19 protein-coding genes are annotated in these 15293 nt (G+C 70.2%); 10 read left to right on the forward strand and 9 right to left on the reverse strand.

The window, feature by feature from the left end:
• Positions 1-14: 14 nt before the first annotated feature.
• From I8E28_RS02545 to waaF, 3 genes are all read left to right on the forward strand, one after another.
• Positions 15-950 (forward strand): branched-chain amino acid transaminase, encoded by a 936-nt coding sequence (locus I8E28_RS02545; RefSeq protein ID WP_200786279.1) that lies wholly within the window; start codon positions 15-17, stop codon positions 948-950.
• 17 nt (positions 951-967) lie between these two features.
• Positions 968-1177 (forward strand): zinc-finger domain-containing protein, encoded by a 210-nt coding sequence (locus I8E28_RS02550; protein WP_200790213.1) that lies wholly within the window; start codon positions 968-970, stop codon positions 1175-1177.
• Between the two features lie 89 nt (positions 1178-1266).
• Positions 1267-2277 carry a lipopolysaccharide heptosyltransferase II gene (gene waaF, locus I8E28_RS02555; protein WP_200786280.1) on the forward strand — a complete coding sequence of 337 codons (1011 nt, stop codon included), beginning with the start codon at positions 1267-1269 and terminating at the stop codon, positions 2275-2277.
• Here waaF and I8E28_RS02560 read toward each other — a convergent pair.
• Entirely contained in the window at positions 2256-3116 is an 861-nt protein-coding gene (locus tag I8E28_RS02560; protein WP_200786281.1) for a LysR family transcriptional regulator, read from the reverse strand. The two genes, waaF and I8E28_RS02560, sit on opposite strands and share 22 nt — an antisense overlap.
• Before the next feature lie 66 nt (positions 3117-3182).
• Between I8E28_RS02560 and I8E28_RS02565 the strand changes: the two genes are divergently transcribed.
• The 3 genes from I8E28_RS02565 to I8E28_RS02575 are packed head-to-tail and all read left to right on the forward strand — an operon-like array spanning position 3183 to position 5742.
• Positions 3183-4391, forward strand: coding sequence for a YbfB/YjiJ family MFS transporter (locus tag I8E28_RS02565; protein ID WP_200786282.1), 1209 nt, complete (start codon positions 3183-3185; stop codon positions 4389-4391).
• Positions 4381-4992 carry a carboxymuconolactone decarboxylase family protein gene (locus tag I8E28_RS02570; RefSeq protein ID WP_200786283.1) on the forward strand — a complete coding sequence of 204 codons (612 nt, stop codon included), beginning with the start codon at positions 4381-4383 and terminating at the stop codon, positions 4990-4992. The genes I8E28_RS02565 and I8E28_RS02570 overlap by 11 nt, the downstream gene beginning before the upstream one ends.
• A gap of 18 nt (positions 4993-5010) precedes the next feature.
• Complete coding sequence (locus tag I8E28_RS02575; RefSeq protein WP_239027170.1) at positions 5011-5742, forward strand: hypothetical protein; 732 nt, start codon at positions 5011-5013, stop codon at positions 5740-5742.
• A gap of 103 nt (positions 5743-5845) precedes the next feature.
• Here I8E28_RS02575 and I8E28_RS02580 read toward each other — a convergent pair whose 3' ends face one another.
• Positions 5846-6136, reverse strand: coding sequence for a hypothetical protein (locus I8E28_RS02580; RefSeq protein ID WP_200786284.1), 291 nt, complete (start codon positions 6134-6136; stop codon positions 5846-5848).
• A gap of 202 nt (positions 6137-6338) precedes the next feature.
• On the opposite strand from I8E28_RS02580, the gene I8E28_RS02585 reads away from it, so the two are divergent.
• Positions 6339-6497 (forward strand): hypothetical protein, encoded by a 159-nt coding sequence (locus tag I8E28_RS02585; protein WP_200786285.1) that lies wholly within the window; start codon positions 6339-6341, stop codon positions 6495-6497.
• A gap of 4 nt (positions 6498-6501) precedes the next feature.
• On the opposite strand, the gene I8E28_RS02590 is transcribed toward I8E28_RS02585, so the two are convergent.
• From I8E28_RS02590 to I8E28_RS02600, 3 genes are read right to left on the reverse strand one after another with little or no spacing between them, the layout of a single operon-like run.
• Positions 6502-7020 (reverse strand): GAF domain-containing protein, encoded by a 519-nt coding sequence (locus tag I8E28_RS02590; protein WP_200786286.1) that lies wholly within the window; start codon positions 7018-7020, stop codon positions 6502-6504.
• 38 nt (positions 7021-7058) lie between these two features.
• Positions 7059-8225: a sensor histidine kinase gene (locus I8E28_RS02595; protein ID WP_420850232.1), complete on the reverse strand. Its 1167-nt coding sequence runs from the start codon at positions 8223-8225 to the stop codon at positions 7059-7061.
• Positions 8221-8949, reverse strand: coding sequence for a response regulator (locus I8E28_RS02600; protein WP_200786287.1), 729 nt, complete (start codon positions 8947-8949; stop codon positions 8221-8223). Before I8E28_RS02600 ends, I8E28_RS02595 begins: the two co-directional genes overlap by 5 nt.
• Positions 8950-9015: 66 nt before the next feature.
• On the opposite strand from I8E28_RS02600, the gene I8E28_RS02605 reads away from it, so the two are divergent.
• Entirely contained in the window at positions 9016-10470 is a 1455-nt protein-coding gene (locus I8E28_RS02605) for a class I adenylate-forming enzyme family protein (RefSeq protein ID WP_200786288.1), read from the forward strand.
• 3 nt (positions 10471-10473) lie between these two features.
• Here the strand turns inward: I8E28_RS02605 and I8E28_RS02610 are convergent, their stop codons facing one another.
• Positions 10474-11772, reverse strand: coding sequence for an AmpG family muropeptide MFS transporter (locus tag I8E28_RS02610; protein WP_200786289.1), 1299 nt, complete (start codon positions 11770-11772; stop codon positions 10474-10476).
• 110 nt (positions 11773-11882) lie between these two features.
• On the opposite strand from I8E28_RS02610, the gene I8E28_RS02615 reads away from it, so the two are divergent.
• A complete protein-coding gene (locus tag I8E28_RS02615) occupies positions 11883-12716 on the forward strand; it encodes a M48 family metallopeptidase (protein ID WP_200786290.1) in 834 nt (277 codons plus the stop codon).
• Between the two features lie 109 nt (positions 12717-12825).
• Here the strand turns inward: I8E28_RS02615 and I8E28_RS02620 are convergent, their stop codons facing one another.
• Positions 12826-13710, reverse strand: a complete 885-nt coding sequence (locus tag I8E28_RS02620) for a DMT family transporter (RefSeq protein ID WP_200786291.1) — start codon at positions 13708-13710, stop codon at positions 12826-12828.
• A 36-nt stretch (positions 13711-13746) separates the two neighbouring features.
• Between I8E28_RS02620 and pyrF the strand changes: the two genes are divergently transcribed.
• Positions 13747-14571, forward strand: a complete 825-nt coding sequence (gene pyrF / locus I8E28_RS02625) for an orotidine-5'-phosphate decarboxylase (protein WP_200786292.1) — start codon at positions 13747-13749, stop codon at positions 14569-14571.
• A 97-nt stretch (positions 14572-14668) separates the two neighbouring features.
• Here pyrF and I8E28_RS02630 read toward each other — a convergent pair whose 3' ends face one another.
• Positions 14669-14869, reverse strand: a complete 201-nt coding sequence (locus I8E28_RS02630; protein ID WP_200786293.1) for a DUF3606 domain-containing protein — start codon at positions 14867-14869, stop codon at positions 14669-14671.
• Between the two features lie 67 nt (positions 14870-14936).
• Positions 14937-15272, reverse strand: a complete 336-nt coding sequence (locus I8E28_RS02635; protein ID WP_200786294.1) for a winged helix-turn-helix transcriptional regulator — start codon at positions 15270-15272, stop codon at positions 14937-14939.
• Positions 15273-15293 lie beyond the last annotated feature (21 nt).

Below are 15293 nucleotides of genomic sequence, written 5' to 3' on the forward strand. Positions count from 1 at the left end.
CAAGGAACACCGCAATGAGCGTCATCCCCTCCATGGCCGACCGCGACGGCAAGATCTGGATGGACGGCGAACTGGTGGAGTGGCGCGAAGCCAAGATCCACGTCCTGACGCACACGCTGCACTACGGCTGCGGCGCCTTCGAGGGCGTCCGTGCGTACAACACGGCCAACGGCACCGCGATCTTCCGCCTGCAGGAACACACCGACCGCCTGTTCAACAGCGCCAAGATCCTGCGCATGCAGATCCCGTTCGGCAAGGAACAGGTCAACGAGGCGCAGAAGCAGGTCGTGCGCGCCAACAACCTGGAAAGCTGCTACCTGCGCCCGCTGACCTGGATCGGCTCGCAGAAGCTGGGCGTCAGCCCCAAGGGCAACAGGATCCACCTGATGGTCGCCGCCTGGCCGTGGGGCGCGTACCTGGGCGAAGAGGGCATGCAGCGCGGCATCCGCGTCAAGACCTCCAGCTACACCCGCCACCACGTCAACATCACGATGACGCAGGCCAAGGCGGTCAGCAACTACAGCAACTCCATCCTCGCCAACATGGAAGCGGTGGACGACGGCTACGACGAAGCGCTGCTGCTGGACAGCACCGGCTTCGTCAGCGAAGGCGCGGGCGAGAACATCTTCGTCGTCAAGGACGGCGTGATCTACACGCCCGACCTGTCGGCCGGTGCGCTGAACGGCATCACGCGCAACACGGTGTTCCACATCGCCAAGGACCTGGGCATCGAGATCGTGCAGAAGCGCATCACGCGCGACGAGGTCTACATCGCCGACGAAGCGTTCTTCACCGGCACCGCCGCCGAAGTCACGCCGATCCGTGAACTCGACCGCGTGCAGCTGGGCATCGGCTCGCGCGGCCCGGTGACCGAGAAGATCCAGGCGGCCTTCTTCGACATCGTGAATGGCCGCAATCCCAAGTACGCCCACTGGCTCACGAAAGTCTGACGATGGACGCACCCAAGATGAAGGACGCCCCGGTCGAGATCGGCGCCAAGGACCTGAATGGCAACGGCGGCATCTTCTGCCCGAGCCCCATGGCCGGCATGAAGATCTGGAATTCGCACCCGCGCGTGTTCCTGGACATCGCGCACGGCGGCGGCGCCGCCAAGTGCCCGTACTGCGGCACGGTGTACCAGTTGCGTGCGGGTGAGCACGTGGGCGGCGGCCACTGAACCACGCGTTGTCATGCCGGGCCTGCCCCGGCATCCATGCCGATCCAGGCATGGATTGCGGGTCAAGCCCGCAATGACAAACTCCACCCATGACCCGCTCCCTCGTCATCGCCCCGCAATGGATCGGCGATGCGGTGATGACCGAGCCGCTGCTGCGCCGGTTGCGGCACCGCGGCGAGGACCTCACCGTCGGCGCGGTGCCGTGGGTCGCGCCGGTCTACCGCGCGATGCCGGAAGTGGGCCGCGTGATCGAGTTTCCGTTCCAGCATGGCGGCCTGCAGTTCGGTGCGCGGCGGCGACTCGCCCGTGATCTCGAAGGCCACTTCGACGCCGCGTACGTGCTGCCCAACTCGCTCAAGAGCGCGTTGCTGCCGTTCCTGGCCAGCATCCCCAAGCGCATCGGCTACCTCGGTGAAGCGCGCGTCGGGTTGCTGACGCACCGCCTGAAGAACCCCGCGAACAAGCCGCCGATGGTGGCGTTCTATTCGGCGCTGTCGGGCGATCGCGACGGCCTCGAGCAGGACCGGCCGCGGCTGCACGTGCCGCGCGTCGAAGTGGAAGCGGCGCTGCAGGCGCACGGCCTGCAGGAGCGCGGCTACGTCGTGTTCGCGCCCGGCGCCGAATTCGGGCCCTCCAAGCGCTGGCCCGACAAGCACTACGCGGCGCTGGCCGCCTCGCTCGACGTGCCGATCGTGCTGCTCGGATCGGGCAAGGACCGCGAGGTCGCCGACCGGATCGTGCAGGGCGCGCCGTCCGCGCGCTGCTTGAATCTCGCCGGGCAGACCAAGCTGGAACAGGCGTTCGCGCTGATCGCCGGCGCCCAAGCGATGGCCAGCAACGACTCGGGGCTGATGCACGTGGCGGCGGCCCTGGCGGTCCCGCAAGTCGCGCTGTTCGGCTCGTCGAGCCCGCTGCACACGCCGCCACTGAACGATCGCGCGCAGGTCGTGTGGCTGAAGGACGACCCCACGTACCAGCCGCCGCTGGACTGCGCGCCGTGCTTCCAGCGCGAGTGCCCGCTGGGGCATCACCGCTGCCTGGAAGACGTGGCGCCGCAACGCGTCGCGCAGCTGCTGCGTCAGTCGGCCAGCAGCGCCTGAAGCTGCGCCAGCGCCGACGACGGCGTGCCGTGCCACACCAGGTGCGTGTGGTTGCGCCGCACGCGCGCCGGCAACTCGTGCTGGCGCACGTCGTGCGTCGCGCGCAGCGCGGTGAGCAGCGAACGCGGCACGATGGCGAAGCCGGTGCCCGCGGCGACGCACGCGATCATGGCCTGGTACGACGCGAATTCCATCGTGCGCGCCGGCATCACGGCGGCCGTGCCCAGCCACTCCTCGACCCGCTTGCGGTACGAGCAGCCGCTGGCGAACGCGATCAGCGTCAAGCCCGCCAGGTCCGCGGCGCGCCGCACGCTGGTCACGTCCTTCGCGGTGATCAGCACCAGTTCCTCCTCGAACACCTTCATCGCCTGCAAGCCGGGCGCGGTGAACGGTTCGGAGACGAACGCGGCCTCCAGTTCGAAGTTGTTCACGCGCTGGATCAGTGCCGCGGTGGTGCCCGTCGCCAGTTCGACGACGACGCCGGGATGCTGCCGGTGGTAGCGCGAGAGGATCGGCGGCAGCCGGCTGCCGGCGGTGCTCTCCAGCGACCCGATGCGCAACGCGCCCATCGGCCCGCCTTCCTTGAGGCGGCTCTCGGCTTCGTCGGCCAGGCTGAACAGGCGCTGCGTGTACGACAGCAGCAGTTCGCCTTCAGGGGACAACACGATGCTGCGGCCCTGGCGCCGGAACAGCGTCGTGCCCAGCCGCTGCTCCAGCTGCTTGATGCGCGTGGTGACGTTGGACTGCACGCGGTTGAGCTTCCCGGCGGCGCGGATGATGCCGCCTTCCTGCACCACGGTACGGAAGATCTCCAGCGAGTCGAGGTCGAGGGTTCTCATGGGAAGAACGATCCTTCTCGAAAATTCATTTGTGCATCGGGGCCATTCTGGGCTGCAATGGAGGCCATGACAACCATGGACGCCGCGCGCCGGGATCCGCCGACCTGGGCTCTCGGGCTTGCCGGCCTGCTGTCGCTCGCGGTCGCGATGGGCATCGGCCGCTTCGCGTTCACGCCCATGCTGCCGCTCATGCTGCAGGAGGGACAGGTGGACGTCGCCGCCGGCGGCTGGATCGCGGCAGCGAACTACGCGGGCTACCTGCTGGGTGCGCTCTCGGCGGCGCGCACTGGCTGGGCCGGCACGCGGCTCGCGGCCATCGCGCTGGCGCTGACGGTGCTGCTCACCGGTGCGATGGCGATCCCGGGTCCGGTCGCGTGGTGGGCGCTGCTGCGCTTCCTCGGCGGTGCCGCCAGCGCCTGGGCGTTCGTCGGCACCAGCGTGTGGTGCCTGACCGCGCTGGCGCAGCGCGCCGACACCACGTGGTCGAGCGCGCTGTACGCGGGCGTGGGCACCGGCATCGCACTTGCCGGCCTGCAGTGCCTCGTGGGCGGCGCGGCAGGCTGGAGCGCCGGAGCGCTGTGGCTGCAACTCGCCGCGCTCGCCGGCGTGCTGCTGCTGCCCGTCCTGCTGGTGCTGCGCCGCGTGCGCACGCCGACGGCACCGCCGCGCGCGGCGGCAGCCACGCAAGCGGCTGCAAAGGTCGACGGCGGCTGGGGTCTCGTCACGTGCTACGCGGTGTTCGGTTTCGGCTACATCCTGCCGGCGACGTTCCTGCCGGTGATGGCGCGCTCGGTGGTGCAGGATCCGCGGCTGTTCGGGCTCGCGTGGCCGGTGTTCGGCATCACCGCTGCGATCTCCACCATCGTTGCCGCGCGCGTGCTGCGCCGCGTGTCCCGGCTGCAGGTGTGGGCTGTCTCGCACGCGCTCATGGGCGTCGGCGTGCTTCTGCCCAGCGTGTGGCTGAGCGGCTGGAGCATCGGCCTGTCGGCGCTGCTGGTGGGCGGCACCTTCATGGTCGCGACGCTCGCGGGCGTGCAGGAAATGCGCGCCCGTGCGGCGCACGATGCGCCACGCATGCTCGCGCGCATGACGTCGGGCTTTGCCACCGGCCAGATCGTCGGCCCCTTGCTGTCGACCGCGCTGCTGCACGTCACGCCCGACCATGGCCTCGACCTCGCGCTGCAGGCCGGTGCGGCGAGTCTCTTCCTCACGGCCGCCTGGCTCTGGCGCGCCGTATCCCTGTCCCGATTCCCGGAGGTTTCCCATGTCCGCTGACACCGATCCCGCGCTGCGCCAGGGCGGCACGACGCCGTGGCGCGAGCGCCTGCCGCTCCCCGCGCGCGAGCAGATGACCGACGAGCAGCGCGCCGCGGCACAAGCCTTGATCGACGGCCCGCGCAAGGGCGTGTTCGGGCCGTTCCTGCCCTTGCTGCGTGCGCCGCAGTTGCTCGATCGCGTCGCCGCGCTGGGCGAGACCCTGCGCTTCAAGGGCAGCCTCGAGGCACGCATCCGGGAACTGGCGATCTGCGCTGCGTCGCGTCACGTCGGCAACCAGTTCGAATGGCACATGCACGCCCCGCTCGCGATCCAGGCCGGTGTGAGTGCCGCGGCGATCGACCTGCTGCGCCAGGGCGCGCGGCCGCAGCCGCTGGCGACCGACGAAGCCACCGCCTACGACGCGTGCCACGAGCTGCTGCACACGAACGGGCTCAGCGACCCGACGTACCAGCGCGCGGTCGAGCAGTTCGGCGAACCCGCGGTGGTCGAACTCGTGACGCTGGTCGGCTACTTCGTGATGGTGTCGTGGCTGATGAACGTCGCGCACACGCCGGCGCAGAGGAGCGCGGGCGCGCCGCTGCCGTCCTGGCCGGCCTAGCTGCGGCATGATCGCGGCATGCTGCGTGCCGCGATCCTCGTCTCCCTTCTTGCCGCCACCGGCGCGTCAGCGACGGAAGATCCCAGCGGCCGCGCCGACGAGCGCCCGTGGAAGCTCACCACCGGCGTGTACACGCTGTCGGGCGGCGGCGAGCCGAACGCGCGAGCGCTCGACCTGAACCTGCGCCGGTCGGGCGACTTCGGCAACGCGTGGATCGGCTGGTACGGGGAGGACCACGGCGGGCTGACGCAGTGGCGCGCGGGATGGGACCGCTTCTTCGACGTCGGTCCGCTGCGCGTGCAGCCTTCGGTGCAGGTCGCCTCCGGTGGCTTTCGCGGCGGCAGCCTGTATGCCGAAGCGGGTGACACCTGGTTCGTCGGCGCGGGCGCCGGGCGCACCAACCTGCGGCCCTACGTGAACCTGAACTTCGACCCGAACGACATGGTGATGCTGGCCGCCGGCCATCGCACCGACGGCCAGCAGGTGCAGGTCATCCTCGTGGCGGACAACCGCGAGCACCCGGACCAGCGCCACTTGCACCTGAACTGGAAGGTCGATCGCGGCGACGGCGAAAAGCTCACCTTCGACGTGCTCGCCAAGCGCGGCGACGTCGATGGCGAGCGCATCCGTCGCCTGGGCGCATCCGTCACCTACGACTGGCCGCGCTGGTCCCTGCGCGCGGCCTGGGACCCGAAGGTGAACTTCACCGCCCAGGACATGCTGCGGCTGTCGGTCGCGGCGCGCTGGTGAACGCCGGCCGCGTGGTCCTGCTGCATGGCCCTGGAGGCCGAGCCGCTGGCTGAAGCCGCAGCGGTGACGCCGGGCCTGAAGGAGCGGATCGCCGCGGAGGGTGTCAGAACTGCGGCAGGTGCGCCATGCGCTCGCGCAGCGGCGTGCCGTGCTCGTCCGCCGCGGCTTCGATGCCCTGCGTGCAGGCTTTCAACTTGAAGAACCGGCCGATGGGACCCGGGACGTACACGCGGACCTCGTGCTCGCGGCACGTGTCCGCGGCGTGCACCACCTGCACGTCCTTCGGCTCGGACTTGGTGATCACGTCGCCGTCGTCGGCGTCCACCTCGCGCCAGCGCACGTGCGAGATGTTGCCGTCGGGCGACCAGCGCACCGCTTCGATGACGTAGTACATCGCTGCAGCGTGGCACGGTGGCCATGCGGCGGTCCTCGGCGCTGCACCGACCTGACTGTCAGCCGATGGCGGCAGCTGCCCGGCCGTGGCTCGTCGCGAGACTCGCGCGGCATGTCCTACGCCTGCGGCGCGCAGCGCCCGACAGACGCATCGGGCCGCGAGCCGGAAGCTGCGCGGTCCTCCACTCGACCAGCGATGCAGCATGAGCAAGAAGTCCCGCTCCAACGACAACAGCAAGCGCCAGCAGCCCAAGCAGCAGCAGCGTGCCGAAGCAGCGCGGCAGGCGACTGGCAACAAGCAGCCGAACGGCAAGCGCGAGATGAGCGAGTCGCAGCGCGCCAGCCGCGCCACCAAGGAGTAGTGGATCAGGCTGCGGCGATCGCGCGGACGGCGACGGGCGCGAGCGCGGTCACGTCCGCGATCTCCTGCGCCGTCGGCGAGCGCCGCTGCCGGAAGTACGTCCCGAACGTGCCGATCACCTCGCCGGTCAACGACTTCAGCGGGAAGCTCCAGGCGCCGCGGAAGCCGATCGCCATCGGCAGGTGACGCAGTTCGGTCCACTTCTCGTCGGCTTCGAAGTCCGGCGTCAGCACGATCTGCCCCGTGGCGGCCGCCGCGGCGCAGGTGCCGACGTGCGGGTCCGGCTTCAGCCGGTCGATCCTGTCCAGGTAGTCGGCCGGCAGGCTCGGCGAGCAGCCGTTGCGCAGCAGGCCCTCGGCATCGAGGACCAGGATGGAAGCGACGGTGTCGCCGTCGGAGAGGGTTTCGACCGCCGCGGTCAGGGCGGCAAGCACTTGGCGCAGCGGTGCGTGATCGGCCAACAGGGCCTCGGCCCGCTGCAGCGCCCCCGCGATCACGACCGCGTGGCGGGCAGGCGTTTGCATGCTTCCAGTGTAGCCCGCGCCCTCCTGCCGAGCCAGCGTCAGGCGGGCAGGCGCAGCACGAAGCAGGCGCCGCCGCCGTCGCGGCCTTCGCAGTGCACGCTGCCGTGGTGGCGCTGCGCGATCGATCGCACCAGCGCCAGCCCCAGGCCGACGCCACCCTCGCGCTCGCTGGCACCCGGCAGGCGATAGAACGGCTCGAAGATGCGCTCGCGCTGCTCCGGCGGCACGCCGGGACCGCGATCGCACACGCGCACCATCGCCATGCCGGCTTCCTGGCGCAACTGCACGTCGATCGGGCCGTCGCTGTAGCGACGCGCGTTCTCCAGCAGGTTGCGGATCGCGCGGCGCAACAGCTTGGACACGCCCCGCACCACCAGATCGCCCGACGCCTCCAGCTCCGCGTCGATGCGCGCGCATTCCTCCGCCGCCAGCCCGGTAAGGTCGACGTCTTCGAAGGTGCCGATGTCGGTCTCCTTCGCGTCGAGGCGGCTGGCGAGCAGGATTTCCTCGATGAGTTGGTCCAGCTCACCGATGTTGCGCAGCATTTCCCGGCGCTGGCAGTCCGTCGGCGCGCCTTCCATCAGCTCCAGGCCCATGCGGATGCGCGCCAGCGGAGACCGCAGTTCGTGCGACGCGTTGGCCAGCAGCGACTTGTGGCTGCGCACCATGGACTCGACGCGCTCGGCCGCCTGGTTGAAGCGGCGCGCGAGCACGGCAACTTCGTCGTTGCCGGCTTCCTCGACCCGCGCGCCAAGGTCGCCCTGGCCCCAGCGCTCGACGCCGCGGCGTACCAGCTCCAGCCGCTGCGTGAGGCGGCGGATGATGGGGTAGGTGGCGATCGCGACCGCGAAGCCGACGATGGCCAGCATCAGCAGCCACGGCGTGCTGCCGCGGCCCCACGGCCCGCGCATCGGCGGCGGCGCCTCGCCCGGCGCGCGCGGGCGCGGCGGCAATTGCACGGTGACCACGCGGCCGTCGTTCATGGCGACCTGGAACTCCACGCCCTGGCCCGGCACGCGCACCGGGCTGGTCCGAGCCTGGCCCAGCACCTCGCCGTCGCCGCCGCGGATGATCACGTCGCGCGGCTGCGGCCGCTGGTCCTCCGCCATCTGGTGCAACAGCCAGCCGGCCGCCAGCGTCAGCACGGCGACCGATACCAGGACCGCGGACCAGATGCGGATGTACAGCGGGATCCTCACGTCAATCCTGCTGTTTCGCGAACACGTAGCCGACGCCTCGGACGGTGAGGATGCGCTTGGGGTTCTTCACGTCGGCTTCGATCGCGGCGCGGATGCGGCCCATGTGCACGTCGATCGAGCGGTCGAACGCTTCCAGCTCGCGGCCGCGAACCGCTTCCATGATCTGGTCGCGCGTGAGCACGCGGCCGGAGCGCTCGGCCAGCGCGACCAGCAGGTCGAACTGGTAGGCGGTGAGCTCGCGCGGCTCGCCGCCGACGCTGACGGTGCGCGCGTCGCGGTCGATCTCGAGCGAGCCGAACCGCATGCGCTTCGCCGGCGTCGGCGCAGCAGCCCCTTCGCCCTTGCGGCGCAGCACGGCGCGGATGCGCGCCAGCAGCTCGCGCGGCTCGAAGGGCTTGGGCAGGTAGTCGTCGGCGCCGAGCTCGAGGCCGACCACGCGGTCCATCGGGTCGCCCTTGGCGGTGAGCATCAGGACCGGCACGCGGGCGACGTCGCCGTCCATCGCGCGGATGCGCCGGCACACCTCGAGGCCGTCGAGGTCCGGCAGCATCAGGTCGAGCACGACCAGGTCCGGCAGCTTGCCGTCGGCGGGTTGCTGCAAGCGGGAAAGGCCCGCGGTGGCGTCCGGCGCGTGCGTGACGCCGAACCCCGAACGCTCCAGGTATTCGCCCACCATCTGGGCCAGACGGGCATCGTCTTCGATCATCAGGAGGTGCTGCATGGGCGGCATCGTAGCGAGCGGCCAGCATCCTGCGTGCGCCGTGCTGCCGCTTGTCCCACGGGTAAAGTTAGGTAAATGGCCGTTGCCGGATCCGACCCGAGCACGCTGGCGCAGGTGCTGCAGCAGCAGGCGCGCCTGCGTGGCGATGCGGTGGCGCTGCACTTCGGCGACGAGCGCATCACGTATGCGGCGCTCGACACGCGTGCACGACGTGTCGCCACGTTGCTGTCGCGGCAGTGGGGCGTGCAGGCCGGCGACCGAGTCGCGTGGCTGGGGCTGAACGACCCCGCGCTGCTGGTGCTGCTGTTCGCGCTGGCGCGTGTCGGCGCGATGCTGCTGCCGCTGAACATCCGGCTGGCGCCCGCGGAATGGCAGCAGCAGCTCGATGCCTGCACGCCGCGCTGCCTGGTGCATGACGCGGCCTTTGCCGAAGCGGCGAGGGCGCTCGGTGGCGCGCATGCCTTGCATGCGACCGCGGAACTCGACGCGGCGGTTGATCCGATGGACGAGGACCGTGCAGCCGCCAGCGTACCGGCCCTGCTGGTGTTCACCTCCGGCACCACCAGCCGGCCCAAGGCCGCCGTGCACACGCAAGCGAACCTGGTGGCCAACATGCGCATCGCCGCCCAAGTGCAGGCCATCACGCCGCGGGACCGCGTGCTCACCGTGCTGCCGCTGTTCCACGTCGGCGGGCTGTGCATCCAGACGCTGCCCGCGTTGTCGGCCGGCGCGACCGTGCTGCTGCAGCCGCGCTTCATGCCGGATGCGACTTTGCAGGCCATCGCCGGCGAGCGCCCCACCTTGACGCTGCAAGTGCCGGCGACGCTGAAGGCGCTCATCGAGCATCCGGCTTGGGCAAACACGGACCTGTCCAGCCTGCGCGCGGTGTGGGCTGGCTCCAGCCTGCTGCCCGCGTCGCTGCTGCACGCCTTCCACGCCCGCGGTGTGCCGGTGTGCAACGTGTACGGCGCCACCGAGACCGGTCCGTTCTCGATCGCGCTCGGGCCGCAGGAGGCGATGCAGCGCGTCGGGTCGTGCGGCTGGCCGGCGCCGGGCGTCGAGATGCAACTGGCCGAAGGCGGCGAGGTATGGGTGCGCGGGCCGAATGTCGTCGCGCGCTATTGGCCCGACGAACCGGCCCTCGATGCGCAGGGCTGGTTCCACACCGGCGACCTCGCGACGCGCGACGCCGACGGCGCGTGCACGATCGTCGGCCGCGCCAAGGACCTGATCATCTCGGGCGGCGAAAACATCCACCCGGCCGAGATCGAGGCCGTCCTGGGCGAACATCCGGCGGTGCTGGAATGCGCCGCCTTCGGGCTGCCGGACGCGCACTGGGGCGAGGCGGTGGCGGTGGCCGTCGTGTTGCGGCCGGCGTCAGGCGCGAGCGACGACGAGTTGCGCGCGCATCTCGCCGCGCGGCTGGCGCGCTTCAAGTTGCCGCGGCATTGGCTCCGCGTGGAGCAACTCCCGAAGACCGCCTTGGGCAAGGTGCAGCGCCACGAACTCGTGAAGCGCCTACGCGGCTGATGCTCAGGCTGCGGCCGCGGCGCGCCGCTGCTGCAGCCGCCACAGCAGGACGAACAGCACCAGCGGCGGGATCGCCGTCAGGCCGGTCGCGATGAACGCCATCGAGTACGCACCGAGCAAGCCGTACACCGGCGTCATCGCGTCGACCGCCGCGCCCGAGAAGCCCTTGAGGAACTTGCCCAGCAGCGCGTAGGTGGACGACAACATCGCGTACTGCGTCGCCGTGTAGCCCAGGCTGGTGAGGCTGGACATGTAGGTGACCAGCGCGACGCCGGCGAACGATTGCGCGAACGCGTCCAGCGACATCACGACGGCGAACACGGCGTCGCCAGGCCAGACGCTCAGCAGCGCGAACGCCGCGGTGCCGATGCCCTGGATCACGAGCCCGACGACCAGCGTCGGCAACAGGCCGATGCGGATCGCGCTCAGGCCAGCCGCCGCAAGACCGACGAAGGTGGCGACCAGGCCGAACGAGCCGCGCACCACCGCCACGGTGTCCTTGCTGATGCCCAGGTCGTGGTAGTACGGGTTGTACATCGGGCCCATGATGAAGTCGGGCAGGCGGTACAGCGCCACCGCCAGCAGGATCAGCAGGCCGGTGAGCTTGTGCTTGTGGAAGAAGTCGATGAAGGGGCCGAACAGCGCATCCACCAGCCCGCGATGCGTCCACAGCGGCGGCTTCTCGTGCAGCACCTGGTCGGCGCGCTGCGGCTCGAACGCGAAGAAGGTGGCGACGAGGCCGATGGCCATCAGCACCGCCATCGCCGTGTACGACACCGGCCAGCCGACGCGTGCGGCGGCCGCGATGATGGCGGCATCGGTGACGAGCAGCGCCATGCGGTAGCCCAGCTGTGCGGCCGCGGTCATCAGGCCGACCTCTTCCGATCCGTCGGCGGCCTCGATGCGCCACGCATCGATGGCCACGTCCTGGGTGGCACTCGCGAAGGCGGTGAGCAGCGCGAATGCGCCGATCACCGCGAGGCCGGCCTTGACCCCGACCGCCGCCATGCCCAGCAAGCCCGCGATCACCAGCAGCTGGCACAGCAGCATCCAGCCGCGCCGCCGGCCGAGCCGGCCGAGCAGCGGCACGTCGAGGCGGTCCACCAGCGGCGACCAATAGACCTTGAACGCGTACGCGAAGCCGACCCAGGAGATGAAGCCGATGGCGATCAGGCTGGTGCCTTCGTCGCGCAGCCAGTAGCCGAACGTGTTGGCGGTCAGCAGGAAGGGCAGGCCGGACGAAAAACCCAACGCGAGCATGACCGCGACCTTGGGCCGGCGCAGTGCGCGCAGCACGTCCATCGCGGAGCCCCTCTTGCGGGCGGGCGCCTGCGTCGATGCAGGCGATGGCTGGGATGGAGTGGAGGCTTGCTCTGACATGGAGGGGGCTCGTCGTTTGTATCATGGCCCTCATGTGCCAGTTCTGCTTCTCCCGCGCTTCGGCGTGGTCCCGGCGCGGCTTCCTCGCGGTGGCGGGAGCCGCGGCTGCGGAGTCCGCGCTGGCGCAGGTCGACGTCGGCAAGTCGTCGCGGGCCGCGGGCCTGGTGCCCGCGGAGGAGATCGAGGCCGCGTCCGCGCAGCAGTACTCGCAGATGCTGGCCGAGGCCAGGCAGAAGGGTGCGCTGGCGCCGGAGAACAACGCCTCGTTGCAGAAGCTGCGCGCGATCGCCGCGCGCGAGATCCCCGCCGGCCTGCGCTTCAACGACCGCGCGCGCAACTGGCGCTGGGAAGTGAACCTGATCGGCAGCTCGGACGTGAACGCGTTCTGCATGCCGGGCGGCAAGATCGCCGTGTTCACCGGCCTGCTCGAGAAGCTGAAGCTGACCGAGGACGAAGCGGCGATGGTGATCGGCCACGAGATGGGCCACGCATTGCGCGAGCACGCGCGGGCGCGCGTCGCCAAGGAGCAGGGGACCGGTGTCGCCGTGTCCGTGCTGTCGCAGATCCTCGGGCTGGGTCAACTGGGCCAGATGGGGCTGGGCATCGGCGCGCAGCTGATCTCGCTGAAGTGGTCGCGCGGCGACGAGACCGAGGCCGACCTCGTCGGCCTGGAGATCGGCGCCCGCGCGGGTTACAACCCCGATGCCGCGGTGTCGCTGTGGGAGAAGATGGGCCAGCTGCAGGGCGGCAACGGCGGTCCTGCCTGGATGTCGACGCACCCGTCCGGTCCCGAGCGCCTGCAACGCCTGCGCGACAACATCCCGAAGGTGCGCGGCCTGTACCAGCAGGCGATCGCGCACCGCTGACAGGATTTGTCATTGCGGGTTTGACCCGCAATCCACACGAAGGGGCGGACGCCCCGCATGGATTCCGGCTTTCGCCGGAATGGCAAAGGGGAGGGGGGATGCCTCGCAGCTAGGCCGGCTTGCGTGCCGGCAGCAGCACCGACGCGATCGCGACCACCATCAGCACCACGGCGGCCCAGTCCTGCCAGTGCACCGCTTCGCGCAGCCACACCGCGCCGGAGAACACGCCCAGCACCGGGATGAACATCACGCTCAGCGTCGACGCGATCGGCGGCAGCGTGCGCGCGAGGAAGAACCAGGCCGCATGCGCGAAGCCGAAGATCAGCACTGCGTTGTAGACGATCGCACCGAGCGCAGCATCCGTCGGCATCGCCCACTGCTCGCGCTCGAACAGCAGTGCGAGCACGCTCATGACGACGGCGGTCATCGCGGTCATCCAGAACGACAGCGTCAGGGTGGGGCGGTCGATGGTCGTGCGGCGCAGGAGCTGCGTGCCCAGTGCCCAGGTCGACGCAGCGACCAGCGCCAGCATCACGCCGACCGGCCGCCCGGCGAGGTTCGTGAACTCGTACCAGAGCAGCAGGCCCACGCCGAGGGCCGCGGCGGCGACGCCCAGCCATGCACGGCGCGCGAGCGGCGAGGCGAAGAACAGCGCGCCGAGCAGCGCCGAGAAGATCGGCATCGTGTAGCCCAGGATCGCCGCGCGGCCGCTGGACAGCGAGCGCACCGCCAGGATGATGCAGGCGTGCCAGATGAACATGTTGGTGGCCGCCAGCCACAGCAGCTGCGGCCAGTCCTTGCGCGCAATCGTGAACGGCACCTTCATCACCACCAGCGCCCCGGCCAGCACCGGCAGCCCGAGCCAGATCGAGAGCGCGCGGAACGTGAGCGGCGGGTAGCTGGTCACGCCCAGCTTCATCACGGGCCAGTTGATTCCCCACACGACGGTGAGCAGGACCAGGACGACGAGTTGCTGGCGGCTGAGGCGGTGCATGGGCCGTGATTGTGGGGCTCCTTAGAATCGAGGCTCATGACCTTCCTGGAGATGCTGCAGGACGCGCAGCAACGCAATGCGTCGATGCTGTGCGTCGGGCTGGACCCCGAGCCGAGGAAATTTCCAGCGGCGATGCGCGGCGACCCGTCGCGGATCCACGAGTTCTGCGCCCGCATCGTCGATGCGACCGCCGACCTCGCCATCGCCTTCAAGCCGCAGATCGCGTACTTTGCCGCGCACCGCGCCGAGGAGCAGCTGGAACGCCTGATCGCCCACATGCGTCGCGTCGCGCCGCACGTGCCGGTGATCCTCGACGCCAAGCGCGGCGACATCGGCTCGACCGCGGAGCAGTACGCGGTGGAAGCGTTCGAGCGCTATGGCGCCGACGCGGTCACGCTGTCGCCCTTCATGGGATTCGATTCGGTGCAGCCCTACCTGAAGTACGAAGGCAAGGGCGCGTTCCTGCTGTGCCGCACGTCGAACCCGGGGGGTGACGACCTGCAGAACCAGCGGCTGGCGTCGGTCGACGGCTCGCCGCTGCTGTACGAGCACGTCGCGCGGCTGGCGAGCGGGCCTTGGAACACGAACGGGCAGCTGGGGCTGGTGGTCGGCGCGACGTATCCAGCGGAGATCGAGCGCGTGCGCGCGCTTGCGCCGAAGCTGCCGCTGCTGATTCCCGGGGTCGGCGCGCAGGGCGGGGATGCGGCCGCGACGGTGCGCGCCGGGTGGCGCGCCGATGCGCCGATCGTGGTCAATTCGTCGCGCGCGATCCTGTACGCGTCGTCGGGGGATGACTTCGCCGACGCGGCGCGGCGCGAGGCGATGAAGACGCGGGACGCGCTGAAGGCGGCGAAACGCTGATTGGTCGTCCCCGCGGAGGCGGGACCCCATCGCCTCCATCCAGGCTCTCAAGAAAGACGGAAGCGATGGATTCCCGCCTTCGCGGGAATGACGGAACCTACTTCTTCAGTGCTTCCTTCACCCGATCCGAATTCGTCGTCGTGCGCACGCCCTTGAGGTGTGCCTCGACATCGGACGGGTTGGCGCCGACGGCGCGCACGGCTTCCTTCAGTTCCTCGGGCGTGGCGTCCAGCTTGCGGGCCCACTGGTCGCAGGCAGCGGCGTCGTTCAGGTCGATGCGGTCGGTGGTCTCGGCCATGGGATGTCCTTTCCTTCCCGCCGACGCTACCGGGCGGCCTGCGCGCCGCGTGTAGGCGCGTGCCCTTTCAGCGGCGCGAGCGCGCCACCGCGGCCGCCCACGGCACCGACCACTGCAGCAGCGGCTCGAAAGCGATGAGCAGCTCGCGGCCGTGTGCGGACAGGGCATAGCCGCCCGCGGCCGGGTTGTGCTCGAGCAGCAATGCTTCCCGCAACTCGGCCAGCCGCTGGTTGAGCACGGACGCGGACAGGTCGCCGCACGCGGCCTGCAGTTGCCGGAAGGTCAGCGGGTCGCCACGCAGCTCCCACAGGATGCGCAGTGTCCAGCGCCGGTGGAACAGATCCAGGGCGGCATTGATCGCGTCCTTGGCGGACGCCCGGGTGGATCGCGCGGGCAACGGCATGTGCTTTGATTTTAGAAGCAA

The sequence above is a fragment of the Ramlibacter algicola genome, from assembly GCF_016641735.1.
Classification (GTDB): Bacteria; Pseudomonadota; Gammaproteobacteria; order Burkholderiales; family Burkholderiaceae_C; genus Ramlibacter; species Ramlibacter algicola.